This is a genomic window from Erwinia artemisiae (assembly GCF_051400835.1).
Taxonomy (GTDB): Bacteria; Pseudomonadota; Gammaproteobacteria; order Enterobacterales; family Enterobacteriaceae; genus Erwinia; species Erwinia aeris.
The window spans coordinates 16,903-42,776 of the sequence record NZ_JBLFFM010000015.1 but is presented as its reverse complement, the minus strand read 5'-3'; the positions used below and the strand labels follow the sequence as shown (position 1 = coordinate 42,776).

Sequence of the window (25,874 nt, the reverse complement as noted above, 5' to 3'; positions counted from 1 at the left end):
AGCAAGAGACATGCAGCAACGACAGGCCGCCGCACAGGGCGACATTTTTTCGGGCGCGAGCAGCGTTAACCCGCTGGTTGCGGCGGCAAATCCCCTACTGAATGCAATCCCGCAGATCCGCCACTCGGTGACGCACGCCGATCCTGGCGGTCTGCGCCAGCGTCTGATCGATGAAATCCGCCAGTTTGAAATGCACTGCCAGCGCGCCGGGCTGCCTTACGAGGTGATTATTGGCGCGCGCTACTGCCTGTGCACCGCTATCGACGAAGCGGCGGCGCTGACGCCGTGGGGCAGCGCCGCCTGGCCGGGGCAGGGCCTGCTGGTGACCTTTCATAATGAAACCTGGGGCGGCGAGAAGTTTTTCCAGCTGCTGGCCAAGCTGTCGCAGAATCCGCGCGAACAGATTGCGCTGCTGGAGCTGATTAACTACTGCCTGCAGCTGGGATTTGAAGGGCGCTATCGCGTGCTGGATAACGGCCGTTCGCAGCTGGAGACGATCAAAAGCCGCCTGCTGCAAATGATCCGTTCGGTGCGTGGCGGCTATCCGCCGCCGCTGTCGCCACATCCGGAAGATCATCCGGTCACGCGCAGGCTGTGGCGTCCGGTTGTGCCGCTGTGGGCCTGCGCCGCGCTGGTGGGCCTGCTGGCCTGTCTGCTCTACATTCTGCTGAACTGGCGGCTGAGCGATGCGACCAGTCCGGTGCTGGCCTCGGTCTATCAGACCTCGCTGCCGGAAGTAACCATTCACAATCCCGCGCCGCCCGCGCCCGCTGCGCTGAACCTGAAAGCCTTCCTGAAGCCGGAAATCGACGAGGGGCTGGTGTCGGTGAAAGACGAAGCGGATCAAAGCGTGGTGACGCTGAAAGGCGATGGCCTGTTTACCTCCGGCTCCACAACCGTGCGCGGCCGCTATGAAGAGGTGCTGGATCGCATTGCTCAGGCGATGAACAACGTCAGCGGCCGCATTCTGGTGATTGGCTACAGCGACAACGTGCCGATCCGCAGCGCCCGCTTCGCCTCTAATTACGAGCTGTCGCTGGCAAGAGCGAAATCGGTGCAGGAACGGCTACAGCAGACGCTGAGCCAGCCCGCGCGCGTGAAGGCGGAAGGGCGCGGTGAAACCAATCCGCTGGTACCGAACACCACCGCCGCCAACCGGGCGCGCAATCGCCGTGTGGATATCACGCTGCTGGTTTCCCCTGACAACACCCGCGCGGAACTGACGTCGCAGCAAGGAAATTAACGGATGATGAATATTCTGTTTGCCATTATGACCAACCGGCTGATGTGGGGCTTTCTCGGCATTACCGCGCTGTCATTCATTATCTGGGTGATCGGGCCGGTTTTCTCTATCGTCGACTCGCGGCCGCTGGAGCCGGAAGTCAATCGCCAGATCAGTATCGCGCTGCTTTATATCGCCTGGGGCCTGAGCAACGTGGTGCCGCGTCTTTACAACGCCTGGCTGAACCGCAAGCTGATGGGCAGTTTGAATCCGGCCACGGAGGAGGACGATCCGAACGTCAAGCGTTTGACCAGCGAAGATCGCGTGCTGGCGGAGCGCTTTACCGAAGCCGCCGAGCTGTTGAAAAAAGCGCATTTCAGCCGCGCGGGCAACCGTCGCTGGACGCAGCGCTTCAGCCGTCAGTATCTTTACCAGCTGCCGTGGTATGTGATTATCGGCGCGCCCGGCGCGGGGAAAACCACCGCGCTGGCGAATTCCGGCCTGCAATTTCCGCTGGCCGACCGCTTCGGCAAAGCCGCGCTGCGAGGTATCGGCGGCACGCGCAACTGCGACTGGTGGTTTACCAACGAGGCGGTGCTGCTGGATACGGCGGGCCGCTACACCACGCAGGAGAGCGAGCGGCAGCAGGACGCCAGCGAGTGGAGCAAATTTATCGATCTGCTGCGCAAGTATCGCGGGCGCCAGCCGGTCAACGGCGTGATCGTCACCGTCAGCGTCTCTGATCTGATGACCCAGTCGGCGGAGGCCTCGCGTCAGCAGGCGCTGTCGCTGCGCCAGCGCTTGATGGAGCTGCACGAACAGCTGGGCATTCGCTTTCCGGTTTACGTGCTGGTAACCAAAACCGATCTGCTGAAAGGCTTTAACGCCTATTTCAGCAAGTTCGATAAGGCGCAGCGCGATCAGGTCTGGGGCTTCACCTTTCCGTGGGAGCGTGCGAAACAGGCCGATTTCGATCTGCCCGGCGCTTTCACGCAGGAATACGCGCTGCTGCAACAGCGGCTGGACGCGGGCCTGCCGGATACGCTGATCCAGGAAAGCGATGCCCAAACCCGTGCGGAAAGCTATCTGTTCCCGCAGGAGTTCGCGGCGCTGCGTCCGCTGCTTAACGACTATCTGGAGACGGTATTCAGCCGTTCCAACTTCGAAACGCAGTTTTCGCCGCGCGGCATCTACTTTGCCAGCGGCACCCAGGAAGGCCTGCCGTTTGACCGGGTAATGGGCGAGCTGAGCCGCACGCTTCAGCTGCCAGAGTCCGACAGCGGCAACAGCGGCGCCTGGGATAAGGTGGATAAGGCCGCGCCTATTCCCGGCAACAAAGGTCAGAGCTTCTTCTTAAAGGATCTGCTGCAGAACGTGATCTTTCAGGAAGCGGGCCTGGCGGGCAGCAACCGCTGGTGGGAGCTGCGTAACCGCGCGGTGCTCTGGTCTGGCTACGTGCTGCTGCTGGGTGCGCTGATCGTCGCCACGCTGCTGTGGAGCACAAGCTACCGCAACAACAAGGCCTGGCTGGCGGAAGTGCAGGCGAAGGTGCCGGAAATCAACGCGCTGGGCCAGAATTTGCAGACGGCCGATCTCTGGTCGCTGCTGCCTTACCTGAACGGCGTGCTGCATCTGCCGGACAGCGCCGATTTTGACCTTAACGATCCGCCGATTACGCGCCGCATGGGGCTGTACCGTGGCGAAGAGGTCAGCGACGCTACCCAGGCGCTTTACCAGAAAGCGCTGAAGCAGCTGGTGATGCCGCAGGTGGCGCAGCTTATCACCAGCTGGCTGCGCGCGGATAACGGCAGCGACGCGGACTACAGCTATGAAGCGCTGAAGGCTTACCAGATGCTCTATCAGCCGAAGCACTACGACGGCAAGTTCCTGCATGCCTGGGTAATGCTGAATATCGCGCGCAGCCAGCCGCAGAACATCACCCAGGCGCAGATCAAACAGCTCGACTGGCATCTGGCGCAGCTGCTGGAGACGCAGATCCAGGCGTCGCCTTACGCAAAGGATGACGCCTTGGTAAAGCGCGAGCAGGCGCTCATCAATCAGATGCCGCTGTCGCAGCGCGTCTACGGCCGACTGAAGCGCCTGCTGGAGCGGGACGACAGCCTGAAACCGGTTTCCCTGGCGCTGATGGGCGGCCCGCAGAGCGAGCTGGTCTTTTCCCGCAAAAGCGGCAAGGCGATTAGCGAAGGCATTCCGGGCCTGTTTACGCCAGAGGGCTACTGGAACAGCTTTGATAAAAATATCGCTGCCGTCACCAAATCGCTGCACGACGACGATCGCTGGGTGCTGAGCGAGACGGTGCAGAGCGAAACGCAGCAGCAGATCGATTACGCCGTGCGCCAGCGCTATATGAGCGACTATATGCGCCAGTGGGACGGGCTGTTGCAGGATATCCAGCTGAACAACAGCGCGGATCTGTCGCAGCGCATTAACGCGGCACGTCTGCTTTCCGGCAATAACTCGCCGCTGCGCAAGCTGGTGATTAATCTCAGTCACTATCTGGTACTGGATAAGGCCGCGCCGGAAGCAGGCAAGGAAGAGGCGAGCAAGGAGAGCGCCAGCAGCACGCTGGATGCGCTGTTCCACGCGCGTCAGGCGGCCACGGCAGCCAGCCAGCAGCAGCAGACGCCGGAGCAGTCAGTAACCGCTCACTTTGCTCCTGTTACCGAGCTGGCGCAGCCGCTGGAGAAGGGGGGTAAAACCATCGCCTTTGACGATTTCCTGCATCAGATTGACGATCTCTATCGCTATCTCACCGCCGTGCAGGACGCGGCCAACAGCGGAATGCCGCCGCCGACCGGCGAAGCCATCAGCCGTTTGCAGGCCAGCGCAGGGCGGTTACCCGGCTCGTTGCAGACCATGTTTACCAGCATGGCGGTGGGCGCCAGCAGCGATACGCAGCGCCGCGATTTAGACAATATCCGCAAGCGCATCAACGTTGAGGTCGGCAGCTTCTGTCGCCAGGCGATTGCCGGACGCTATCCGCTGTCGCATTCGGCACGGGCGGAAGTGACGCCGGACGATCTGGCGCGCATGTTCGCGCCGGGCAGCGGGCTGATGGACAGCTTTTTCCGCGACAACCTGGCAAACAAGGTTGATACCACCCAGGCCAGCTGGCGCTTTATGCCCGGCATTGACGGCAAAACGCTGCCGGGCGGTGAAAGCGTGCTGCGGCCTTTTCAGCAGGCGCAGAGCATTCGCGACGCCTTTTTCGCCAACGGCGCGACCACGCCTGCTTACCGCGTGACGGTGCGCACCGGCCAGATGGATAACGATATTCTGACCATGACGCTGGATGTGGACGGGCAGCTGCTGCAATACAGCCACGGCCCGCAGGCGGTACAGCTGATGAGCTGGCCCGGCCCCGGCGGCACCAGCCAGGTGCGCATGCAGCTTGGCCTCGCCAACGGCACCACGGCAACGCTGGTCACCAACGGCGCCTGGGCGCTGAACCGGTTCTTCGACCGCGCGCAGCTCTCCGCAGGCGGCAGCAGCCTTAGCCGTCAGGCCTCTTTTAACGTCAGCGGCCACCACGTGACGCTGGAATTTACGCCGAACAGCATTCGTAACCCGTTCCAGCTGCCCGGTTTCGCCTGCCCATGAGCCGGGAGAACAACATGAGTCAGACGCCCGCACTCTGCTGGTATGGAAAGCTGCCGAGCGGCGGCGATTTTTTAAAGCGTCGTTTCCCGGACGCGCTGCTGGCGCAGTGGTCGCACTGGTTTCAGGTCGGGCTGCTGCATCGCCAGGAAAACACCGAGGGCGAACGGCAGTTTGCCGACGCGCCGGTCTGGAACTTTGTGGTGCCGCCGATGCTGGGCAGCCAGCAGATCCAGATGGGCTGCCTGGTGCCCTCGCGCGACAGCGTTGGCCGGCTTTATCCGCTTTGCGCGCTGATAACCTTTTCGCCGCAGAGCTGGACGCAGGCGCAGCTGGCGCTGGCGGGTGACTGGTATCAACAGCTGGGCCGCATCCTGCTGAACGCCGTACGTGAAGGTTGGTCGTCGGCACAGCTCGACGGCACGCTGCTGGCGCTGAACCTGCCGCAGCCGCAGCAGTCGGCCATTCTTGACGCTATCGGCTATCAGGAACAGCGGGCGACGCTGAGCTGGCGACGCGCTTCCGACTGTTTCGATCCGCAGCACTACACCAGCTTCTGGTGGACGAATCAGGCCGACGGCAAGCCGCTTTATACCCACGTGCACAGCGGCAACTTCACCGGCCAGCTGTTTTCGATGCTGTTCGATCCGGCCGCTGGCGCAAAGCCTGGCCGCCACGGTCTTTATCCGCCGATGTTCGAGTAAGGAACTGCCATGAATCTTGACGAGCTACTAGCCCCCATCAGCAGCGATCGGCCGTGCGGGGAAAACCTGGAATATGACGCCGACTATATGGCGATGGAGCAGGCCAGCGCGGGCAAAGCCGAGCAGCAGTTTGGCGACACCATCATTCCCGCTGAACCGGCGGACTGGAACAAGGTGGCGAAGCTGGCGGGCAGCCTGCTGACGCGCAGCAAAGATCTGCGCGTGATGCTGGCGCTGACCCAGGCCTGGACCCAGCTGCGAGGCTTAAGCGGCTACGCCGACGGCTTACAGCTGATCAAGCAGTCGCTGCTGCTCTACTGGGAGCCACTGTGGCCGGTACTGACCGAAGACGGCGACTACGATCCCTTTTACCGCATCAACGCGCTGGCGGCTTTAGGTGATAAGTCAGCGCTTACTACGGCTTTGCGCCAGTCGCTGCTGCTGCGTAACGCCGCCGATCAGCTTTCTCTGCGCGACGCCTGTGCGCTGCTGGACGGCAGCAAAAGCGAGTGCGACGAGTTTCCCGGCGGTCGCGCAAGGCTGCTGGACGAGCTGGCCCGGAGCGAACAACCGGGCATTGTCGCTATTCGCAGCATAAGTGAGCGGTTACAAACCATTCGTGAAACGCTGATGGAGCACCTGGGCGAAAGCGGCGTGCCGGAAATGGCGCAGCTGTTGAAAACGGTCAATACCGTCGCGCAGGCCTGTGAAATGACCGACGTCAGCGCTCTGCTCCCGCAGGCCGCCAGCGAAGAGGCGGAAAGCGCCCCGACGCAGCAGCTGGCCAGGACGACGCAGACCGACTGGCGCAGCGTGCAGCCCGCATCGCGCGCCGATGCGCAGCTGATGCTGGAAAAGGTGAAACAGTATTTTGTGCAGCACGAACCCAGCCATCCGGCGCCGCTGATGATCGACCGCGTACAGCGCATGATCGAGATGGACTTTATGAGCATTATCCGCGACCTGGCGCCGGACGGCGTGCATCAGCTGGAAAACATTTTCGGGCGTCACGACTGAGGCGTCCTGACTAATCGCGCATACCAATGGAGAACATTATGGCTAGTAAATCCAGCGGGCAGAAATTTATCGCCCGTAACCGCGCGCCGCGCGTACAGATCGAGTATGACGTGGAGATCTACGGCGCAGAACGCAAAATCGAACTGCCTTTTGTGATGGGCGTGATGGCCGATCTGGTTGGCAAGCCGGTCGATAACCTGCCGTCGGTCGATGAACGCAAATTTATGGATATCGACGTCGATAACTTTGACGAGCGCATGAAGGCGCTGAAGCCGCGCGTGGCTTTCCAGGCGCAAAACACGCTGACCGGCGAAGGCAATCTGAACATCGATCTGACCTTCAACAGCATGGAAGATTTTTCGCCGGACGCGGTGGCACGCAACGTCGAGCCGCTGAACAAGCTGCTGGATGCGCGTACCCAGCTTTCCAACCTGCTGACCTATATGGACGGCAAAAACGGCGCGGAAGAGCTGATTGCCAAAATCCTCAAGGATCCGACGCTGCTGCAATCTCTCAGCCACCTGCCAAAGCAGGATGACGCGGCTAAAGAAGGAGAGCAGTAATGACCAATCCTTCCCAGCTTGAGCAGCAGGGCCAGCAGGCCTGGAGCCAGGATGAATTCAGCTCGCTGCTGAACAAAGAGTTCCGCCCGAAAACCGACTCTGCGCGCACGGCGGTGGAAAGCGCGGTGAAAACCCTGGCGCAGCAGGCGCTGGAAAACACCGTTACCGCTTCTGACGACGCTTACCGTACCATTCAGGCGCTGATTGCCGAGATTGACGAGAAGCTGTCTAAGCAGGTCAACCAGATTATTCATCACGAAGATTTCCAGCAGCTGGAAGGCGCCTGGCGCGGCCTGAGCCATCTGGTGAATAACACCGAAACCGACGAGATGCTGAAAATCCGCTTTATGAGCATCTCGAAGAAAGAGCTGGGCCGCACGCTGAAGCGCTACAAAGGCGTTGGCTGGGATCAAAGCCCGATCTTCAAGAAAATCTACGAAGAAGAGTATGGTCAGTTCGGCGGCGAGCCGTTCGGCTGCCTGGTAGGCGACTACTACTTCGATCACAGCCCGCAGGACGTGGAGCTGCTGGGCGAGATGGCGCGTATCGGCGCGGCTTCACACTGTCCGTTTATCACCGGCACCGCGCCGGAAGTAATGCAGATGGAATCCTGGCAGGAGCTGGCGAACCCGCGCGACCTGACCAAAATCTTCCAGAACAGCGAGTATGCTGCCTGGCGCAGCCTGCGTGAATCGGAAGATGCGCGCTACCTGGGCCTGGTGATGCCGCGCTTCCTGTCGCGTCTGCCTTACGGCATCCGCAGCAACCCGGTCGACAGCTTCGACTTTGAGGAAGAAACCGAAGGCGCGAACCACGGCAACTACACCTGGGCGAACGCCGCTTACGCAATGGCGGCCAACATCAACCGCTCTTTCAAAGAGTTTGGCTGGTGTACGGCGATCCGTGGCGTGGAATCCGGCGGCGCGGTGGAAAATCTGCCTTGCCACACTTTTCCGAGCGACGACGGCGGCGTGGACATGAAGTGCCCGACCGAAATCGCCATCAGCGACCGTCGCGAGGCCGAGCTGGCGAAAAACGGCTTTATGCCGCTGGTACACCGCAAAAACTCCGATTTCGCCGCCTTTATCGGCGCGCAGTCGTTGCAGAAGCCGACCGAGTATCACGATCCGGACGCCACCGCCAACGCACGTCTGGCCGCGCGCCTGCCGTACCTGTTCGCCTGCTGCCGCTTTGCGCATTATCTGAAGTGCATCGTGCGCGACAAGATCGGTTCCTTCCGCGAGCGCGAAGAGATGGAGCGCTGGCTGAACGACTGGGTGATGAACTACGTGGATGGCGATCCGGCCAACTCCTCGCAGGAAACCAAATCCCGCAAGCCGCTGGCTTCCGCCGAGGTGCTGGTGGAAGAGCTGGAAGATAATCCGGGCTATTACGCCGCAAAATTCTTCCTGCGTCCGCACTACCAGCTGGAAGGCCTGACCGTGTCGCTGCGTCTGGTCTCTAAGCTGCCTTCGCTGAAAAGCGATGATGCTTAAAGGCTGAAGGGAGAGCTTACCGCTGGCTCCTGGCGGAAGGTAAGGCGGCTCCCTTTATAAGCTGATTAATTAAAGCTAAAGCGGTCAACGTGCTTTTTTGGCCGCTTTCCTTATCAAAAAATAGAAGCCCAGGCAGAGCGCGGTGAACAGCAGTTCACCCGAAAGGAAGCCTGAGGCGTTTATATCAAAATTTTCATAGCGGGCTACCAGCCAGATGCCGCTGGCAAGCGTGAACAGAGCATAGATGGATAGCGCTAAAAAAATAACGCTGAGTAATGACAAAAAAGTTTTTTTCATTATTTAACGCTGACCTTTTAAGTTAAGCGCCATGTGATAAGTCTCTAATTTATATCTGCCAATGCTATCTGTAAATTTAATTTATTCCGCTGTGATTTCCTCTTCCCGGAAAAAATAAATTTACGTCCTGGCGACGGGTTAAAAGATTTCTGTACGGTCGGCTGCAAGATCGTCGGAAAAAAGACAAAAAGCATGCCTTTTTGTCTGTCGCTGCTTTGTCAAAAGCAAAATTGTCCATCAAAAAAGAGTAGAAAATAATGGCTATTGATATGTTTATGAAGGTAGACGGTGTAACCGGCGAGTCGAAAGACTCTAACCATAAAGGCTGGACCGATATCACTTCTTTCTCCTGGGGCGCCTCTCAGCCGGGCAATATGTCTGTTGGCGGCGGCGGCGGTGCCGGTAAAGTTAACTTTAACGATCTGCACGTTGAAGCGCTGATCGACAAGTCCACCACCGCGCTGCTGAAGAACTGCGCAAGCGGCAAGCACATCGCCAAAGTTGAGCTGTCCGTATGTAAAGCTGGCGGCACTCAGGTTGAATACACCCGCATTACGCTGGAAGACGTGCTGGTGACTAACGTGCAGTACGTTGGTGCTGATAACGGCGACACCGTAGGCATGAGCTACTCCTTCCAGGCTTCCAAAGTGAAGCAGCAGTACTGGGAGCAGAGTTCTTCCGGCGGTAAAGGCGCAGAAAGCAGCGCTGGCTGGAATATCAAAGAAAATAAAGAAGCTTAACTTGCTTCCAGGGCCTCCCCGTCAGGGGAGGTTAATAATGATAAGTTAAAGGTAAGAAGTCGGCTGTAATAGAGGGATTTTAGATGAGTACAATCAGAATAAGCCAGGCGGTAGGCAGTGGGCAAATTAATAAATATCGTGATGTGAAAACAGTTCAATCCCTACTCAATGGTAATAAGGTAATAACCACGGCAGGCAATGAGCTGGATGTAGATGGCAAAATTGGGCCGAAAACTATTGAAAGGATAAAGGAATTTCAACAAAAAGTAGTCAGGTTAACAACGCCTGATGGTGTTGTATCTCCTCACGGTCCAACAATACGCAACTTGCATCACCACTCTAATACGGTTACGCCAGTTAAAATAAATTTCAATACAAATGCGCGTGAGTTAACTGAAGAAATGTATGTAAGCGCCGCCAAAGCGCTCAATTGCGAAGTGGCTGCAGTTAAGGCTGTGGTTATTACCGAGTCTAAAGTTACTGGCCCTTTTGACGAACAAGGGCGGCCAACGATTCTTTATGAACGTCATTATTTTAGCTCATTAACCAATGGTAAATATGACAAATCACATCCTGAGATATCCGGGCCACGCTATCAACACTATGGGAAATTTAGTATACAATATACCAGACTGAATAAAGCAATAGCGCTTGATCGACAGGCTGCGCTCAAGTCTGCTTCATGGGGGGCTTTTCAGATAATGGGAAATAACTATGAAACGGCAGGCTATGCAAGCGTAGAAAAATTTGTCGAAGGCATGAATACGCTCTCCGGACAGGTTTACGCATTTGTGAATCATATATCCAGAACACCGGTATTGTTGAATGCTATCAGAACCAAAAATTGGGCAAAATTTGCTTACCACTATAATGGTTCTGGCTATAAAGAAAAAAATTATGATACACAGATGGCAGCTAACTATGATTATGCATTGCATCATTAAATAAGGATTATTATGAAATCTATTAACTTATTTTTAGGATTGGCATTATCAATAAGTAGTGCTTTTTCTATAGCGGGCACAACACTTAAAAACCCTGAATCAAACCTTTCCAATAGTTCTGTAACTGAAAAAGCAACAGAGACAGGATTGTCTAATGTAAAGATTGATTCTAAGCAAACGTTTGACATTCTCAGTAATGGGAAAAAACTGGGCACGCTGGTTCAGGGGAAAGGCTGGTTACGAGATGTTCATCCGGTTTGTTTTGTTAGTTGGTCAACAGATCAACATTCAGACGCATTCTTTATGCAAACCATGGGGGCTGATGATTGGGAAACCGTGGATTGTGATAAAGTTGAATCCGTTGGCGTCTTGTCCCGTTCAGATGATAAAGATGTAAAAATTGCTGTTATCTATAAAGTTGATGTGCGTGGGCAATATTCGCAAGACTATATTATTTTAGGGATAAAAAATCATAATGAAGTTTATTATGATGAAAATACTACCGAAAAATTTCAAAACTCCTATGTCAAAGATATAGCCGCTATGCGTAAGAAGTATGAGAAGATAAAAAATTGAATAAATCCATCTAATTCTTCTTCACTTTCCTTATAAACGCCCGAGCTATGAAAAGAGCCAGCTTGATATCCGGCTCACCATAAAAAATAATGAAAATCTTAAAACTAACTCTTTTTGTTCTCTTTCCAGGGATAAGTTTTTACGCCACGGCCACCAGCACAGCGGAGTCAGCAGTTATACAGGTTGAAAACACCGTTGAGAAAAACAAGCTGGTGACGGACGCCAACTGCGTTAACTACCTGCTAACGGCAGACGCTGAACCTGGTCTGGATCTGATCGACGTAGTGGAAAAGCACGGCGGCGATTGTCCGGGCGATCCCGAGACGCAGCACAGATTATTCAGCGTTTATGTCGATCAGAAAACCAGGCAGATGATCAGCGATAAAGACGATCCGGCAGAGGGCGATTTCACGCTCTTGCAGGCGAGCAAGGCTGACTAATTCTTTCTGCAAAAAAAGGAAATAGAGTGCGTCGCTTACTGTTGCTTCTTATTACAGCATTCAAGATTGGACGATCCCTGGCTGCTCCACTGCCGACAGTGCTTATGGGCAACTGGCAGGTCGCTCAGGTCGGCACGGATACTTGGATCACCAGCAGCGATAATATTGTTCCGAACGATCCTTATCTTATTGGCCGACGTGTGATAATAAGCCAGGCTGAAATCAGTTCGCCAATGAGCTATCTGGCAGACTGTAGCTCTCCAGAGATCGATAGCGCGCCAGACGTAAGTCTGGACAAGCTGGTTGCGCTAACCGAAGGCGAACGTCAGTCGGAGCCGGTTAAACCTATAGCTAAAGATTACGATTTAGCTTTTTCAGGCAGCCAGCATCTTACGCCTCTGATGCTTCACTGCAAAAAGGGTAATTTTGCTAGCGAAGGTGCCAATATTAAGCCTTGGCTGGTGGTAGCTGATAAAAATACTCTGCTAGTCTCCGGCAATATGAGCAGTATCCTGACTTTAAAAAGGATCATCGACGAAAGACCTTCGCCTTCTTTTAATTGTCGTAAGGTACAGCAAGATGATGAAAAGGCAATATGCATCTCGTTTGATTTAGCCACATGGGATAAGAGTGTTAATAAGGCCTATCGTGCTGCACTATGGCAACTAAAACAGGCTAAAAATAAGCATGAACTCAATGAAGTTATGCACTCTCAGCAGATTTGGATAAAAAAACGTGCTGACTGTAATACAGATAGCCGGTGCCTTTATCAGAGCATGTTCGATCGTATCGGCGTACTCAGAAAATATTATTGAATACCTGACTTTCATTATAAATGCCTTAATTTTTTACCGGAACTCAGCATGAAACGCCTTTTACTCTCTCTTGCCTTATTAACCAACATCGCCGTCGCCAGCCCGCATCTGGTCACGGCAGATGCGGATACGTTTGCGCCTGAACTGGCGCAAAAAGCCCTGTCGCTGGATATCGCTGGCGCAGAGCCGTTCGGCCAGCAGACCTTTGCCGTACGAGATAGCGGCCATTTACTGGGCGTGATGGTGCCGGGCAAAGGTCTGCTGCGGGCCGATATGAACGCCTGCTTTATTGGCTGGTCGCGCGATGGTGAAAGCCTGACAAACCTGGTGCCGACCATTGGCTTCAATCGTTTTGACGGCGAAGCGTGCGAAGACGTGAAAGGCGTGGGCGTAATTTCCTCGCCTGGCGATCGCGAGGTGAAAATCGCTGTGATTTATACCGCCACCACGCTGGTAGAAACCTCGCTGGTTGCGGTGGTGCTGGCGTACGATCCCCAGTCCCGCTCGCTGCTGGTCGATAATGCGCTGTCGCAAAGAGTGAATAATGCGTCAATAGACAGCGTGCCGAAAATCCGTCGCTTTTATGCGGCGCATCCTGCCAATACGGCCACCTTTGACAGCAAAAAATATCTGGCCCGTATTACGGCCTGGTGCGAAGAAGGCAATGTTGACTGCAATGACGTCACGCTGGACTCCAGAAGCAAACGCAGCGGCAAAGCGATCCTGCTGCCTGGCAAAACCATCAATATCAACTGCCCGGACGTGTGTGATTTTCGCGGCTACGTTTTTGAGAACAGCGGTTACAGCTATTCCTTTATTCCCAATGATTTTAACCGCTGGACAATGGAGATCTTTAAAGGCGACCAGGTGACAGACAGCGTCGAAGGCACGATGCGCTGACGAAGCCGTCGCCCTGTTTAAAGCTGTCGGGATAGCGCAATCCATGCCGGGCAGCAATCAGTTTCAACGCCCGCCGGGCCTACCGGCGCGGCCCGAACGCCGAAATCCAACGCAGGAAAACGTGATGCGATTTACGATAATAGCGACCAAAGCTGGCCAGCAGCCGCCGCAGAGCAGCTGCGACTTTCTGCCGCCGGGCGGCACTATCGGCCGTGGCGCCGACAACAACCTGGTGCTGCCGGACGATGACCGCACCATTTCCCGCCTGCAGGCCATTGTGCATATCACGGCCGACGGCGAATGCCGCATTACTAATCGCGGCAACGTGACGCTGGTGCACCTGAATGATATTCCGCTGGAGCGGGGTCGGCAGGTGGATTTGCAGGATGGCGACATCCTTAGCATTGATGAGTACCGTTTACAGGTCAGCGAACTCAACGTGGCGGCGCAGCCCGTGGCAAGACCCGCGCCGGTTGCCCGACCGGCCGCGCCGCCGCAGGAAAGCGCGCCTGCCGCCATTCCCAGTGAAATCTGGGACAGCCTGGCGCAGGAATTTTCCATCAGCGACAACCTGTCCAGCCGCAGCAGGCCCGCGCCAGCCGGATCGGATCCTCTGACGGAAAAAGCGCAGGATCGTAACCCGGTCGATCCGCTGGCGCAGTTTGCCGATAAGCCAGCGCCGCAGCTGGATCGTCGGGATCGCACGTCTGACTCTCTGTTCAGCAGCGAGTCGCTGTTCGATCGGCAAAGCATTTTTGACGACAGCACGCCGGGCACGTTGACGCAGCCGCAGCAGGACAAAAAGCAGCAGCTGGATCCGATGGCGCTGTTCGGCAGCGGCAACAGCACACCCGCCGACGGCGACGATCCGCTGGGGCTGATGATGGGCAACGCCGTCCCGCTGACGCCGGTGGATGAACCGCAGCAGAAGCGGCCACAGACTGCGTTTGTGCCGCCGGCACCAAAGGCGCTGGACAGCCAGCCGCAGACGATCGGCAGGCCAACAAGCAATCCGCAGACGGCTGACGATCTCAGCAAGTCGCCGCTGTTTGGCGAAAACCCGCAGGCCGCTGACGATCTCAGTAAATCACCGCTGTTTGATACAAACCCGCAGGCCGCTGACGATCTCAGTAAATCACCGCTGTTTGATACAAACCCGCAGGCCGCTGACGATCTCAGCAAGTCACCGCTGTTTGGCGAAAACCCGCAGGCCGCTGACGATCTCAGCAAGTCGCCGCTGTTTGGCGAAAACCCGCAGGCCGCTGACGATCTCAGCAAGTCGCCGCTGTTTGCTGAACTGCCGCAAAGCGATACGGATCGCGGCCAGCCTCCGCATTTTGCCGAAAACCCGGCGAGCGACGCCGATTTCAGCGAGCCGACCGCCGCCGCGCGGCCGCCGCAGCAGGAGTACGGCGGCATCACCCTGCCGACGCCACAGGCCGTTGCGCGCAGCACTACGCCGCCGCCAAAAGGCCGTCTGCGCATCGATCCGGTCGCCAATACGGCTTCGCAACAGCACAGCGCTTCCGGCGACGGTCAGCGGCTGGACGGCGAGCTGCTGGAGGCGCTGATTGGCGGCATGGGGCTGAACGATCTACAGCCGACGCCGCGCTTTGACCGCGACGCAATGCAGGAGCTGGGCCAGATGCTCAGCATGTTCTCGCAGGGAACGGTGGCGCTGCTCTCCTCCCGCTCGATCCTCAAGCGCGGCGTAAAAGCGGAAATGACGGTGATCCTCGACGAGGCCAACAACCCGTTTAAGCTGCTGCCTTCCGGTAAATCGGTGCTGATGCAGATGTTCGGCAGCCGGATGCCGGGTTTTATGCCGCCTAAGCAGTCGGTGCGCGACGCGCTGGTCGATTTACAGGCGCATCAGCTGGGCATGATCGCCGGGATCCGCGCGATTATCGCTTCGATGCTGCAATCCTTTAACCCGCAGCAGCTGGAAGAAGAAGCGCGGGAAGAGGGCGCCATCTCTCGCCTGTCGCTGCCCAACAGCCGTAAAGCCGCGCTGTGGGAGCACTTCGCCAAACGCTACGGTGAAACGGCGGGCGAAATTGAGGATGACTTCCACACGCTGTTTGGCGAAGCTTTCCTGCACGCCTACGACATGGAAGTGAACCAGTACAAAGATTCTCAAATCAGATCGGAAGAATGATGAATATCACCATTGCCTCTATGTCGCACCAGGGCGCTCGCGAAAGCAATCAGGATCAGACCGGCGAGCGCATCGGCGAACGCTCGGCCTGCTTCGTGGTCTGCGACGGGGTGGCGGGGCTGCCCGGCGGCGACGTCGCGGCGGCGCTGGCGCGCGATACCATTCTCCAGCGCTTTGACGGCGAGCGACACCTGGACGCACAAAGTATTCGCCGCTACGTTAACGACGCCAACCACGCAATTCGCCAGCAGCAGGCGATCGGCGACCATAAGCGCATGGGCACCACCCTGGTGAGCTTGTTTATCGATCGCGATTTCGACCTGGCCTACTGGGCGCACGCGGGCGACAGCCGCCTTTATCTGTTCCGACGCGGCTACCTTTATCACGTCACCACCGATCACAGCCTGGTGCAGCAGATGAAGGACGCCGGTCACCAGACCGAAGGCATCAACGGCAATCTGCTCTATTTTGCGCTCGGCATGGGCGATGAGGAGCGCGACGCCAGCTACAGCGACGTGGTCGAGATCGAAGACGGCGACGCCTTCCTGCTTTGCACCGACGGGTTCTGGCACGGGCTTTCGCAGGAAAACATGCAGGAGTCGCTGCATATGGTGAATACGCCGGACGAATGGCTGACGCTGATGCAGCAGGTTATCCGCAAAAACGAGCGGCAGGCCGCCGCCAGCCAGGACAATTACAGCGCCGTCGCCGTCTGGGTCGGCGATCCGCAGGACACCACGCTGCTGCATTCGCTGGAAGCCGCAGCGCAGTTTTTCCCTCTTCGTGATTAAAATAAGGCTTTAACCCACATGAAATATTGGCTAACGGGTGTCACCCTGCTGATTGCATCCGGTGCCTGGGCACAGGATTACCGCGTCGTCACCGCTAAATCGCTGCAAATGGATGTCTGGCTCGATAACGTTAAAGATCAGAAGCCTGCCAGCTGGTGCAAGCGCGATGTTGCGCTGCGCATCGTGGCCAACGGTGATAAAGATCCGGCGAAGGTAAACGAGCTGCTGCCGCAGGTCGCGGGCCTGATGTCGCACAGCTGCGCGAAAATAGCCACGTTTCAATGGCAGCTGACCGACAGCAACGGCAAAGCGCTGGCGCACGGCAGCGCCGCTAAAGCGCAGGGCTGGCAAAGCAAAATGGAGGCACAAACGCCAGCGGCCACGCCGGTACAGGCGGCAACACCCACCGTGCCGGTTCAGGCCGCACCGACAGAAACCGCGCCAGCCGCCGCGCCGGTTAAGGCAGAAGATCTATCGCCGCCGGCGGATACCACGCCGTGGATCCAGTTCAGTCTGCTGGACGGCTGCCACTTCCGCACCTGGTGGAATAACGCCAGCCAGGCCAGCGCGCTGTTTGTGCCTGCGAAAGGCGGCGTGACCTGCGGCAGCGACGGCTGGCTCAGCGGCGACAGCCAGCTAACGCAGCTGGGCAAAGGCGGCGCCAAAAGCCGTCAGGTCAGCTTCGTGCAGGGTTTCCCGGTTTCCGGGCTGAACGGCAAAGCGATTGGTCGCGATACGCAGATCACCACCGTCAACAACGAGCGTATGGTGCTGAGCGACGAGCGCTCGCCGCAGAGCTGGATGATCGTGCCTTACGCGCCCGCGCTGAACGGCTGGCAGGCTGACGGCACCGTGGTGGTGGCGATAAGCCAGCAGGAAGCCAGCGATGCAAGTATTCTGAAGGCGCGCCTGGACGAAGTCCGTAAGGTCTGGTCGCCCTATCTGGCCGACGGCGCGGTGATCGTCAAGCTGGTGGATGAAATCCATCCGCAGCTGAAAGATCCGGCCGCCGGTGCTTACCGGACGCTTAACTGACCCCTGTGCCCGAGGAAAGCTATGAAATCTCTGACTCAACTGATGTCCGGCGCCACGCTGTTGGAAACTCTGGCGCGCGTCGAAAGCGATATCAAAAGCCGCCCGGCGGATGCCGACCTGCGCGCCGCCTTCGTACAGCTGCTCTGTCTGGCGGGCCACTGGCCGCGCGCCAAAACCCAGCTGAAATCCTGGCTGGCTTTAAAGCCGCAGGCAAAGCCCACGGTTACGCTGCTGGAGCAGGCCATTACGGCAGAAATCCAGCGAGCGGCGGTCTTTGAAGGCCTGGCGATGCCGAGAATGCCCGGCGAGGCGTTCGCCTGGGCGGAAGCGTTACTGAAGGCGCTGCGTAAAGAGCATGCCGAAGAGGCCGATGAGTTACGCGCGGCGGCTTTTGCGGCGGCGCAGGCCAACCCGGCCCGCGTCACCATGCAGGACGAGCAGACGCAGACCGTGGCATGGCTGATCGACGGCGACGGGCGGCTCGGCCCGATTTGTGAGCTGATCGTTAACGGCCATTACACCTGGCTGCCGTTCGCCGCCGTGCGCGAAATGCGTTTTCAGCCGCCGGCGAGCGTCACCGATCTGGTCTGGCGGCACACGGCCGTCACGCTAATCGACGGCAGCGAACAGGTTTGCCAGCTGCCGGTGCGCTATCCGTTTGCCGATACGGCCGAAGACAACCTGCGGCTGGCCGCCGTCACCGAGTGGACGCCGCTGGACGACCAGCAGTTTATCGGCCACGGTCAGAAAACCTGGCTGAGCGAAGAGCAGGATTTTCCGCTGCTGAGCCTGACGCATATTGTCTTTGCAGCGGAAGCCGACGATGAGTGACGGTCGCGATTTGCTGCACGGCGGTTTTCGCCAGCGCGGCAGGGAGACGATGACGGCGCGCGATAAAATGCAGCCGTCGCTGCTGGACAGGCTGACCGACAACGCGCCGGATAAGCCGCAGGAAGCCCCCGGCAGCCGCGTGATTTCGCACGCCACGCTGAAGCGTAACGTTCTGCGTGATTTGCAGTGGCTGTTCAACAGCATCAACAACGAAGCGCAGCAGGATCTTTCGCCGTTTCCGCACGTGCAGCGCTCCGCTTATAACTTTGGCGTTGCGCCGCTGGCCGGACAGCGTATGTCCGATATCGAACTGGCCGACATCCAGCGCAAAATCACCAACTCTATTTTGTACTTTGAGCCGCGCATTCTGCCGGCGGGGCTTCAGGTGCGCTGCATATCAGACACCAGCTCGCTCAGCCTGCACAACATGCTGTCGATTGAAATCAAAGGGCGGCTCTGGTGCGTGCCTTATCCGCTGGAGTTTCTGTTCCGCACCGATCTGGATTTAGAAAACGGCCATTTTGAACTGAAAGACGTAGGGTAATTATGGACAGCAAACTGCTCGATTATTACAACCGTGAACTGGCGTACCTGCGCGAAATGGGGGCGGAGTTCGCCGAACGCTATCCCAAAGTCGCCGGACGGCTGGGCATGAGCGGCATTGACGTGGCCGATCCCTATGTCGAGCGGTTGATGGAGGGCTTCGCCTTTCTGACCTCGCGCGTGCAGCTGAAAATGGACGCCGAGTTCCCGCGCTTTTCGCAGCGGATGCTGGAGATGATCGCGCCCAACTATCTTTCGCCCGTGCCTTCAATGGCGATTGCTGAACTGCATCCTGACGGTAAAAAAGGGGATATCAGCGGCGGTTTCCTGGTGCCGCGCGGCACCATGATGGACAGCCAGATGCTGAAAAAAAGCGGCGTCACCTGTAGCTACGCCACGGCGCACGACGTGATGCTGCAACCGCTGCGCATCGCTCACGTGGAACTGGGCGGCGTGCCGGCGGATATCCCGCTTGGCAGCATGGGGCTGAGCCAGCGCGGTGCGGTCAGCGCGCTGCGTATCCGCCTTGAATGCTTTAGCGAAGTGGCGCTGAGCCATCTGACCCTGAAAGATCTGATGTTTTTTCTCAGCGGCCCGGACATTCAGGCGCAGCAGCTGCTGGAGCTGATGATGCAGCACACGGTCGGCAGCTTTTGCCAGACGGTGGAGCCGCAGCCGCAGCGGGTCGTGCTGGGCGACGACGCGCTGAAGCATGAGGGCTTTGCGGCTAACCAGGCGCTGCTGCCGGAAGATCTGCGCAACTTTGACGGTTACAGGCTGCTTCAGGAATATTTCGCTTTTCCTGCGCGCTTCCAGTTTGTCAGCATCAGCGGCCTGGGCGAGCTGCCTTCACGCTGTGGGCCAGAGGTAAAAGCCTTTGAGATCGTCCTGCTGCTGGACAAAGCCGACGCGGCGCTGGAGCGGACGATCGACAAAAGCCATCTGGCGCTGCACTGTACGCCGGTTATCAACCTGTTCACGAAAACGGCGGAGCGGCAGAAAATCAGCGAAGGCGTGCATGAATACCATCTGGTGGTCGATAACATTCGCCCGCTCGACTACGAGATTTACTCGGTGCAGAAGCTGTACGCCACGGGCGACAGGCAGCAGGGCGAGCAGGTGTTCCGGCCTTTCTGGAGCACCTTCAGCCGTGACGAAGGCGACTACGGCGCTTATTTTTCGCTGCGCCGCGAGCAGCGCACGCTGTCTGAACGCGCGCAGCGTTACGGTACGCGCACCGGCTATATCGGATCCGAAGTCTTTCTTTCGCTGGTGGATGAGCGCCAGTCGCCGTGGCGCGACGATCTGACCCATCTGACGGCAGAAGTTTTGTGCACCAGTCGCGATCTGCCGCTGATGCTGCTGGCGCAGGATCAGGGCAACTTTATGATGGCGGACTCGGTGCCGGTCAGCCAGCTGACGCTGCGCAAAGGCCCAACGCCGCCGCGTCCGGCGCTGGCGGAAGGCATGGCGACCTGGCGGCTGATCAGCCATTTGCAGCTGAATTATTTAAGCCTGATGGACAGCGACGACGGCCAGGGCGCCACGGCGCTGCGCCAGCTGCTGGGGCTGTATGCCAATCTGGCGGAAGCGCCGGTGGCCCGGCAGATTGAAGGCATTCGCCACTGTCGGCTCAAACCGGTCAGCCGTCGGGTGCCGGAACCCGGCCCGATCGTGTTCGCGCGCGGCATCGGCATTGAGCTGAGCGTCGACGAGCAGGCGTTTTCCGGCGCCAGCCCGTGGCTGCTGGGCAGCGTGCTGGAGCAGGTCTTCGCCAGGCTGGTCGCCATCAACAGCTTTACCGAGTTGACGCTGACCAGCCAGCAGCGCGGCGAGGTCGGCTACTGGCCCGCGCGCATGGGCAAAAGGACGCTGATATGAACGTGCTGCGCATTCGCAAAACGCAGCGGCTGCCGGAGGCGTTCTGGTCGGGCGTGACGCAGGCACCGTGGCGCTACGACCTGTTTCAGCTGCTGCGCAGGCTGGACGCACAGGGCGGCGAGCGCTATCCGCTCGGCCGCGCGCCGCTGCCGCGCCATGAGCCGTTGCGCATCGGTCAGGAGCCGTCGCTGGCCTTCGCGCCCGCCACGCTGTCAAAGGCCGGCCCGCGCGACAACAGCTCGCTGCACGACATCTCAATTTTAAGCTTCGGCCTGTTTGGCCCGAACGGCCCGCTGCCGACGCACCTGACGGAGTACGCCCGCGAGCGCATTATTCATCATCAGGATCGCAGTATGTCGGCCTTTGCCGACCTGTTTCACCATCGGCTGACGCTGCTGTTTTACCGCGCCTGGGCCGACGCGCAGCCAACGGTATCGCTGGATCGGGAAGACAATCAGCGCTTCGATCGTTATCTGGCGAGCCTGATCGGCATGGGCCAGCCGGGCCAGCTGGCAAAAGGCAGCCTGAGCGATCACGCGCGCTTTGCGGTGGCCGGGCATTTAACCCGCCACGCGCGCGACGTCGAAGGCCTGCAAAAGATCCTCAGCCACTATTTTAAGGTGCCGGTCAGGCTGGTGGGAAACGTGCCGCACTGGCTGCCGATCGACAGCCGCGAGCGGGCGAAGCTGGGCGCGGGCCGACATGCGCCGAAGCTGGGCGAATCGATGTTTCTGGGCGTGGCGGTGCGTGACGTGCAGCATAAGTTCCGCATCGAGCTGGGGCCGATGCCGCTGGAAACCTATAACCGCTTTCTGCCGGGCGAGGCCTGGACTCTTGCGCTGCGCGACTGGGTACGGCAATACCTGGGCATTGAATATATCTGGGAGCTGAAGCTGATCCTGGCGGCGGAAGAGGCCAAAGGGATCCGGCCCGGCGACGCAACCCGGCTCGGCTTTAACAGCTGGCTCGGCCATTTAAAAAGCGGCGAGCCGCTACGCGATCTGACCTTCAGCCCGGAACCGGCGGAGCAGGTCGCTGCCAGATAACGTTTTGTTAAAACCCGCACGACCTTGACAGAGAAAGTCACTTTTTCCGGCCGCCTTGCCGAACCGGGCCGCTCGCTTATCGGGCTTGTTCTTTACGGCTCTCTGTTTTAACCGTCATCTACTTACCGAGAACAACCATGTCAGAAATCAGCCGCGCCGTACTGTTCGGCAAACTGGACACGCTGTTATTTACCTCGCTGGAAAGCGCCACCGCCTTCTGCAAGCTGCGCGGCAATCCCTATGTGGAGCTGGTGCACTGGCTGCATCAGCTGATGCAGCAGCAGGAAGGCGATCTGCAACAGGCGATCCGCTATTTTTCACTGGATGAAGAGGCGCTGACGCGCGATATCGTCGGGGCGCTGGATCGTCTGCCTCGCGGCGCCAGCGCGGTGTCGGATCTGTCCGAACATATCGACAGCGCGGTTGAGCGCGCCTGGGTGTACGGCTCGCTGAAGTTCGGCGTGCAGCAGATCCGTGGCGGCCATCTGCTGATTGGCCTGCTGAAAACGTTCAATCTGGCCAACGTGCTGAAAAGCATTTCGCCGCAGTTTGGCCGTATCAGCGCCGATACGCTGCTGGAGCAGTTCGACAGCGTGTTCGCCAACAGCAAGGAGAGCAGCATCACCGCCGCGCCCGTCCAGGAGGGTGCCGTGCCGCAGCAAAAAAGCACGCTGGCACAGTACGCGCAGGATCTGACGGCGCGCGCGCGCGAAGGCAAGATCGATCCGATCGCCGGACGCGATGAAGAGATCCGCCAGATGGTGGATATCCTGATGCGTCGCCGCCAGAACAACCCGCTGCTGACCGGCGAAGCGGGCGTCGGCAAAACGGCGGTGGTGGAAGGCCTGGCGCTGCGCATGGCGGCAGACGACGTGCCGGAGCCGCTACGCAACGTGCAGCTGTGGCTGCTGGATATCGGTATGTTGCAGGCCGGCGCGGGCATGAAAGGCGAATTTGAGGCGCGGCTTCAGGCGCTGATCAATGAAGTGCAGTCCAGCCCGACGCCGATCATCCTGTTTATCGACGAGATCCACACGCTGATCGGCGCGGGCGGCCAGCAGGGCACGGGCGATGCCGCCAACCTGTTAAAACCCGCGCTGGCTCGCGGCCAGCTGCGCACTATCGGCGCGACCACCTGGGCGGAATACAAAAAATATATCGAGAAAGATCCGGCGCTGACCCGGCGTTTCCAGACCGTGCAGGTGCAGGAGCCGGACGAAGAGAAAGCGCTGCTGATGCTGCGCAGCACCGTCACCACGCTGGAGAAGCACCATCGCGTCCTGCTGCTGGATGAGGCCGTGGCGGCGGCGGTTAAGCTTTCGCATCGCTATATTCCGGCACGCCAGCTGCCCGACAAAGCCGTGGCGCTGCTGGATACCGCCTGCGCCCGCGTCGCCGTCAGCCAGAGCGCGCAGCCGCCGCAGCTGGAAGACTGCCTGCACCGCATCCACGCGCTTTCGATTGAAAAAGAGATAGCGGAGCGCGAGGCGAAAGTGGCGATTGGCGATGCGTCCCGGGCGGTAAAAATCAGCGAACAGCTGGCTGCGCTAGGCCGCCAGCGCGATGAACTGACGGCACGCTGGCAGAGCGAACGCGGGCTGGTGGACGCCATTATCGCGCTGCGCGAGCGGCTGCATAAGGATGATGCGGAAGATGTCACCGCCCTTCAGCAGCAGCTCGCAGAGCAGCAGCAGCAGCTGAAAACGCTACAGGGCGAAGCGCCGCTGTTGTTTGCCGCCGTCGATGCCAACGTGGTCGCCGCTGTAGTTGCCGACTGGACCGGCATCCCGCTGGGCCGCATGATGAAAAACGAAATCGACGCGGTGCTGAAGCTGGCCGACACGCTGAACGAGCGCGTAATTGGTCAGCGCCACGGCCTGGATCTGATCGCCAAACGCGTGCGCACCTCCCGCGCGCGGCTGGACGACCCGAATAAGCCGGTCGGCGTCTTTATGCTCTGCGGCCCGTCCGGCGTCGGCAAAACCGAAACCGCGCTGGCGCTGGCCGAAACGCTCTACGGCGGCGAGCAGAACATTATCACCATCAATATGAGCGAGTTTCAGGAAGCGCACACCGTTTCTACGCTGAAAGGCGCGCCGCCGGGCTATGTCGGCTATGGCGAAGGCGGCGTGCTGACCGAGGCCGTGCGCCGTCGTCCTTACAGCGTGGTGCTGCTGGACGAAATCGAGAAGGCGCATCCCGACGTGCATGAAATTTTCTTCCAGGTCTTTGATAAAGGCTGGATGGAAGATGGCGAAGGGCGTCATATCGACTTCCGCAACACGCTGATTATTCTGACTTCCAACGTCGGCACGCAGCTTATCAGCGCCATGTGCGCCGATCCGGAACTGATGCCGGAACCGGACGCGCTGGCGGGCGCGCTGCGCGGGCCGCTGCTGGAGGTTTTCCCGCCGGCTTTGCTGGGCCGTCTGCTGGTGGTGCCTTATTATCCGCTGAGCGACGACATGCTCGCCAGCATTGTGCGGCTACAGCTAAAGCGCATCCAGCAGCGTCTGGCGCAGAACCACGGCATCGTCTCCGAGGTGGATGACAGCGTGATTGCACGCATCGTTCAGCGCTGCACCGAGGTAGAATCCGGCGGCCGTATGGTCGATGCCATCCTTACCAACACGCTGCTGCCGCAGATGAGCCAGCTGCTGCTGGACGCACACCGGCGTGAAGAGCAGTACCAGCGCCTGCGGGTAACCCTGCACGACGGCGAGTTCCAGTGTCAGTTTGAGGCGTAAGCCGCAATTAAGAGAGTTGTCCAATATGTCAGAACAAGATATTCCGCGAGCCATTCCTGGCGCTCTGCCGGTGGGCTACCGCTTTAACGAGTTTGAAATTAAAGAGGTCATCGGCGGCGGCGGCTTCGGTATCGTCTATCGCGCCTGGGATCATCAGCTTGAACGCACCATCGCCATCAAAGAGTTTATGCCCGCCTCGCTGGCGGTGCGCAGCGACGATCTGACGTTGGTACTGCGCAGCGAGCGCTTCAGCAAAACGTTTCACGCCGGGCTGAACAGCTTTATTCAGGAGGCGCGCCTGCTGGCCCGCTTTAATCATCCGAATTTGCTGCACGTGCTGCGCTTTTGGGTGCAGAACGATACCGCCTATATGGGCACGGCGTTCTATACCGGCACCACGCTGTCGCAGCTGCACAGCCGCCGCCCGGAGATGATTAGCGAAGCCTGGATCCGCTGCCTGCTGCCGCCGCTGTTCGGCGCTATCAATACTATCCACCGCGAAGGCTATCTGCATCGCGATATCTCGCTGGATAATATCCAGATCCAGGAAAACGGCGTGCCGGTGCTGCTGGACTTCGGTTCCGCCCGCAAGGCTATCGGCAACCTTTCTGATGAAACCGAAACCATGCTCAAGCCGGGCTTTGCGCCGATTGAGCAGTACAGCGACGACAACGAGAGCGAGCAGGGCACCTGGACCGATATCTATGCGCTGGGCGCAGTGCTGCATACGCTGATTGTTGGCTCGCCACCGCCGGTCAGCGTGGTGCGCAGCATCGAGGATAACTATAAGCCGCTGGTGCAGCAGAAGCCCGCCGGCTACTCGCTGCCGCTGCTGCACGCGATTGACCGCGCGCTGGCGCTGCAACCGGAAGATCGGCCGCAGACCATAGACGAGCTGGCGGCGCTGATGGCGCTTTCCGCCAGCGATATCAGTGAAATCGTTGAGGTGAAGGTCAGCGGGCCTGGCACCATGCTGGTGCCGGTAGAAGAAGAGCAGGCTGCGCCAAAAGCCGCCGGGCTGAAGCGCTTTATGGTGCCTGGCCTGATTGCCGCAGGCGTGCTGGTGGGGATTGGCGTGGGCGCGCTGATGGCGGGCGGCGGCAGCGACGATGCGCCGCAGACGGCCGCCACGAATGCGCCAGCGGCAACTTCTGCGCCTGCAGTAACGCCAACGGCCTCTCAGCCGCCAGCGGAAACGGTGAATGCCGCCGAACCTGCGCCACCGCCGGAGCCTGTCGCCCAGGTCTATATCAAGCTGCTGCCGGGCGATAAAGTAGCGATGAACGGCAATCCGCAGGCGCTGGTGCCGTCGCCGAACGGCTTCGCTATGCTGCAGCTGCCGCCGGGCGATTACCGTTTCAGCATCAGCAACAGCGGCCAAACCCGCGATCAGCGCATTACCGTCGATCGCGAAGGCGTATGGCTGCTGAACCCGCAAAGCTGAGGCCGCGCGCGCCGCTCAGTTCCTGTCCATTCCTTATCCGCCCGGCGTCCCGCCGGGCCTGCCAGT

General features: G+C 58.9%; 22 protein-coding genes. 21 read left to right on the top strand and 1 reads right to left on the bottom strand.

All coding sequences use genetic code 11. The features are described 5' to 3' along the window. The first annotated feature begins 10 nt into the window (after window positions 1–10). From ACMGEE_RS21035 to tssC, 6 genes are read left to right on the top strand one after another with little or no spacing between them, the layout of a single operon-like run. Window positions 11–1,243: a DotU family type VI secretion system protein gene (locus ACMGEE_RS21035; protein ID WP_253455519.1), complete on the top strand. Its 1,233-nt coding sequence runs from the start codon at window positions 11–13 to the stop codon at window positions 1,241–1,243. A gap of 3 nt (window positions 1,244–1,246) precedes the next feature. Further along, window positions 1,247–4,843: a type VI secretion system membrane subunit TssM gene (gene tssM, locus ACMGEE_RS21030; RefSeq protein ID WP_436830612.1), complete on the top strand. Its 3,597-nt coding sequence runs from the start codon at window positions 1,247–1,249 to the stop codon at window positions 4,841–4,843. A gap of 14 nt (window positions 4,844–4,857) precedes the next feature. Further along, complete coding sequence (tagF, locus tag ACMGEE_RS21025; protein WP_253455515.1) at window positions 4,858–5,544, top strand: type VI secretion system-associated protein TagF; 687 nt, start codon at window positions 4,858–4,860, stop codon at window positions 5,542–5,544. A gap of 9 nt (window positions 5,545–5,553) precedes the next feature. Then, entirely contained in the window at window positions 5,554–6,561 is a 1,008-nt protein-coding gene (gene tssA / locus ACMGEE_RS21020) for a type VI secretion system protein TssA (RefSeq protein WP_436830611.1), read from the top strand. A gap of 26 nt (window positions 6,562–6,587) precedes the next feature. Further along, the gene (tssB, locus tag ACMGEE_RS21015; RefSeq protein WP_253455511.1) at window positions 6,588–7,124 is read left to right on the top strand and encodes a type VI secretion system contractile sheath small subunit; all 537 of its coding nucleotides are present in this window, start codon (window positions 6,588–6,590) and stop codon (window positions 7,122–7,124) included. Beyond that, window positions 7,124–8,620, top strand: a complete 1,497-nt coding sequence (tssC, locus tag ACMGEE_RS21010; RefSeq protein ID WP_253455508.1) for a type VI secretion system contractile sheath large subunit — start codon at window positions 7,124–7,126, stop codon at window positions 8,618–8,620. The genes tssB and tssC overlap by 1 nt, the downstream gene beginning before the upstream one ends. Window positions 8,621–8,704: 84 nt before the next feature. On the opposite strand, the gene ACMGEE_RS21005 is transcribed toward tssC, so the two are convergent. Continuing rightward, window positions 8,705–8,917 carry a hypothetical protein gene (locus ACMGEE_RS21005; RefSeq protein WP_125290443.1) on the bottom strand — a complete coding sequence of 71 codons (213 nt, stop codon included), beginning with the start codon at window positions 8,915–8,917 and terminating at the stop codon, window positions 8,705–8,707. Between the two features lie 257 nt (window positions 8,918–9,174). Here ACMGEE_RS21005 and ACMGEE_RS21000 point away from each other — a divergent pair, with 257 nt between their 5' ends. The 15 genes from ACMGEE_RS21000 (at window position 9,175) to ACMGEE_RS20930 (ending at window position 25,808) form a co-directional block, all read left to right on the top strand. Next, window positions 9,175–9,657: an Hcp family type VI secretion system effector gene (locus ACMGEE_RS21000; protein WP_253455505.1), complete on the top strand. Its 483-nt coding sequence runs from the start codon at window positions 9,175–9,177 to the stop codon at window positions 9,655–9,657. An 83-nt stretch (window positions 9,658–9,740) separates the two neighbouring features. Next, a complete protein-coding gene (locus ACMGEE_RS20995) occupies window positions 9,741–10,601 on the top strand; it encodes an N-acetylmuramidase domain-containing protein (RefSeq protein WP_436830610.1) in 861 nt (286 codons plus the stop codon). Window positions 10,602–10,613: 12 nt separating this feature from the next. After that, entirely contained in the window at window positions 10,614–11,177 is a 564-nt protein-coding gene (locus tag ACMGEE_RS20990; protein WP_436830609.1) for a hypothetical protein, read from the top strand. Window positions 11,178–11,266: 89 nt separating this feature from the next. Continuing rightward, window positions 11,267–11,617 carry a hypothetical protein gene (locus tag ACMGEE_RS20985; RefSeq protein ID WP_253455499.1) on the top strand — a complete coding sequence of 117 codons (351 nt, stop codon included), beginning with the start codon at window positions 11,267–11,269 and terminating at the stop codon, window positions 11,615–11,617. 26 nt (window positions 11,618–11,643) lie between these two features. After that, window positions 11,644–12,432: a lysozyme inhibitor LprI family protein gene (locus ACMGEE_RS20980; protein WP_436830608.1), complete on the top strand. Its 789-nt coding sequence runs from the start codon at window positions 11,644–11,646 to the stop codon at window positions 12,430–12,432. 48 nt (window positions 12,433–12,480) lie between these two features. After that, window positions 12,481–13,332 (top strand): hypothetical protein, encoded by an 852-nt coding sequence (locus ACMGEE_RS20975; RefSeq protein ID WP_436830607.1) that lies wholly within the window; start codon window positions 12,481–12,483, stop codon window positions 13,330–13,332. Window positions 13,333–13,456: 124 nt separating this feature from the next. Beyond that, the gene (gene tagH / locus ACMGEE_RS20970; RefSeq protein ID WP_436830606.1) at window positions 13,457–15,490 is read left to right on the top strand and encodes a type VI secretion system-associated FHA domain protein TagH; all 2,034 of its coding nucleotides are present in this window, start codon (window positions 13,457–13,459) and stop codon (window positions 15,488–15,490) included. Next, window positions 15,490–16,281 (top strand): PP2C family protein-serine/threonine phosphatase, encoded by a 792-nt coding sequence (locus ACMGEE_RS20965; RefSeq protein ID WP_301730212.1) that lies wholly within the window; start codon window positions 15,490–15,492, stop codon window positions 16,279–16,281. The genes tagH and ACMGEE_RS20965 overlap by 1 nt, the downstream gene beginning before the upstream one ends. An 18-nt stretch (window positions 16,282–16,299) precedes the next feature. Next, window positions 16,300–17,316 carry a hypothetical protein gene (locus tag ACMGEE_RS20960; RefSeq protein ID WP_253455490.1) on the top strand — a complete coding sequence of 339 codons (1,017 nt, stop codon included), beginning with the start codon at window positions 16,300–16,302 and terminating at the stop codon, window positions 17,314–17,316. A gap of 21 nt (window positions 17,317–17,337) precedes the next feature. Next, a complete protein-coding gene (locus ACMGEE_RS20955) occupies window positions 17,338–18,147 on the top strand; it encodes a type VI secretion system accessory protein TagJ (protein ID WP_301253417.1) in 810 nt (269 codons plus the stop codon). Further along, on the top strand, window positions 18,140–18,691 hold the full coding sequence (tssE, locus tag ACMGEE_RS20950) for a type VI secretion system baseplate subunit TssE (protein WP_125290453.1): 552 nt from the start codon (window positions 18,140–18,142) through the stop codon (window positions 18,689–18,691). The genes ACMGEE_RS20955 and tssE overlap by 8 nt, the downstream gene beginning before the upstream one ends. A gap of 2 nt (window positions 18,692–18,693) precedes the next feature. Continuing rightward, the gene (tssF, locus tag ACMGEE_RS20945; RefSeq protein ID WP_436830605.1) at window positions 18,694–20,571 is read left to right on the top strand and encodes a type VI secretion system baseplate subunit TssF; all 1,878 of its coding nucleotides are present in this window, start codon (window positions 18,694–18,696) and stop codon (window positions 20,569–20,571) included. After that, window positions 20,568–21,617, top strand: a complete 1,050-nt coding sequence (gene tssG, locus ACMGEE_RS20940; RefSeq protein WP_301253415.1) for a type VI secretion system baseplate subunit TssG — start codon at window positions 20,568–20,570, stop codon at window positions 21,615–21,617. The genes tssF and tssG overlap by 4 nt, the downstream gene beginning before the upstream one ends. A gap of 137 nt (window positions 21,618–21,754) precedes the next feature. Then, window positions 21,755–24,364, top strand: coding sequence for a type VI secretion system ATPase TssH (tssH, locus tag ACMGEE_RS20935; protein WP_436830604.1), 2,610 nt, complete (start codon window positions 21,755–21,757; stop codon window positions 24,362–24,364). Window positions 24,365–24,389: 25 nt separating this feature from the next. After that, on the top strand, window positions 24,390–25,808 hold the full coding sequence (locus tag ACMGEE_RS20930) for a serine/threonine protein kinase (protein WP_436830603.1): 1,419 nt from the start codon (window positions 24,390–24,392) through the stop codon (window positions 25,806–25,808). The last annotated feature ends 66 nt before the right edge of the window (window positions 25,809–25,874 follow it).

Bases quoted from the DNA above. Each gene is read 5' to 3' on its own strand.
- ACMGEE_RS20985 (WP_253455499.1), top strand. From the start codon at position 11,267: ATGAAAATCTTAAAACTAACTCTTTTTGTTCTCTTTCCAGGGATAAGT.
- ACMGEE_RS20960 (WP_253455490.1), top strand. From the start codon at position 16,300: ATGAAATATTGGCTAACGGGTGTCACCCTGCTGATTGCATCCGGTGCC.
- tssA (WP_436830611.1), top strand. From the start codon at position 5,554: ATGAATCTTGACGAGCTACTAGCCCCCATCAGCAGCGATCGGCCGTGC.
- tssM (WP_436830612.1), top strand. From the start codon at position 1,247: ATGATGAATATTCTGTTTGCCATTATGACCAACCGGCTGATGTGGGGC.
- tssE (WP_125290453.1), top strand. From the start codon at position 18,140: ATGAGTGACGGTCGCGATTTGCTGCACGGCGGTTTTCGCCAGCGCGGC.
- tssC (WP_253455508.1), top strand. From the start codon at position 7,124: ATGACCAATCCTTCCCAGCTTGAGCAGCAGGGCCAGCAGGCCTGGAGC.
- tagF (WP_253455515.1), top strand. From the start codon at position 4,858: ATGAGTCAGACGCCCGCACTCTGCTGGTATGGAAAGCTGCCGAGCGGC.
- ACMGEE_RS20990 (WP_436830609.1), top strand. From the start codon at position 10,614: ATGAAATCTATTAACTTATTTTTAGGATTGGCATTATCAATAAGTAGT.
- ACMGEE_RS20975 (WP_436830607.1), top strand. From the start codon at position 12,481: ATGAAACGCCTTTTACTCTCTCTTGCCTTATTAACCAACATCGCCGTC.
- tssG (WP_301253415.1), top strand. From the start codon at position 20,568: ATGAACGTGCTGCGCATTCGCAAAACGCAGCGGCTGCCGGAGGCGTTC.
- ACMGEE_RS20930 (WP_436830603.1), top strand. From the start codon at position 24,390: ATGTCAGAACAAGATATTCCGCGAGCCATTCCTGGCGCTCTGCCGGTG.
- ACMGEE_RS21005 (WP_125290443.1), bottom strand. From the start codon at position 8,917: ATGAAAAAAACTTTTTTGTCATTACTCAGCGTTATTTTTTTAGCGCTA.
- ACMGEE_RS20955 (WP_301253417.1), top strand. From the start codon at position 17,338: ATGAAATCTCTGACTCAACTGATGTCCGGCGCCACGCTGTTGGAAACT.
- tssB (WP_253455511.1), top strand. From the start codon at position 6,588: ATGGAGAACATTATGGCTAGTAAATCCAGCGGGCAGAAATTTATCGCC.
- tagH (WP_436830606.1), top strand. From the start codon at position 13,457: ATGCGATTTACGATAATAGCGACCAAAGCTGGCCAGCAGCCGCCGCAG.
- ACMGEE_RS20965 (WP_301730212.1), top strand. From the start codon at position 15,490: ATGAATATCACCATTGCCTCTATGTCGCACCAGGGCGCTCGCGAAAGC.
- tssF (WP_436830605.1), top strand. From the start codon at position 18,694: ATGGACAGCAAACTGCTCGATTATTACAACCGTGAACTGGCGTACCTG.
- ACMGEE_RS21000 (WP_253455505.1), top strand. From the start codon at position 9,175: ATGGCTATTGATATGTTTATGAAGGTAGACGGTGTAACCGGCGAGTCG.
- ACMGEE_RS21035 (WP_253455519.1), top strand. From the start codon at position 11: ATGCAGCAACGACAGGCCGCCGCACAGGGCGACATTTTTTCGGGCGCG.
- ACMGEE_RS20995 (WP_436830610.1), top strand. From the start codon at position 9,741: ATGAGTACAATCAGAATAAGCCAGGCGGTAGGCAGTGGGCAAATTAAT.
- tssH (WP_436830604.1), top strand. From the start codon at position 21,755: ATGTCAGAAATCAGCCGCGCCGTACTGTTCGGCAAACTGGACACGCTG.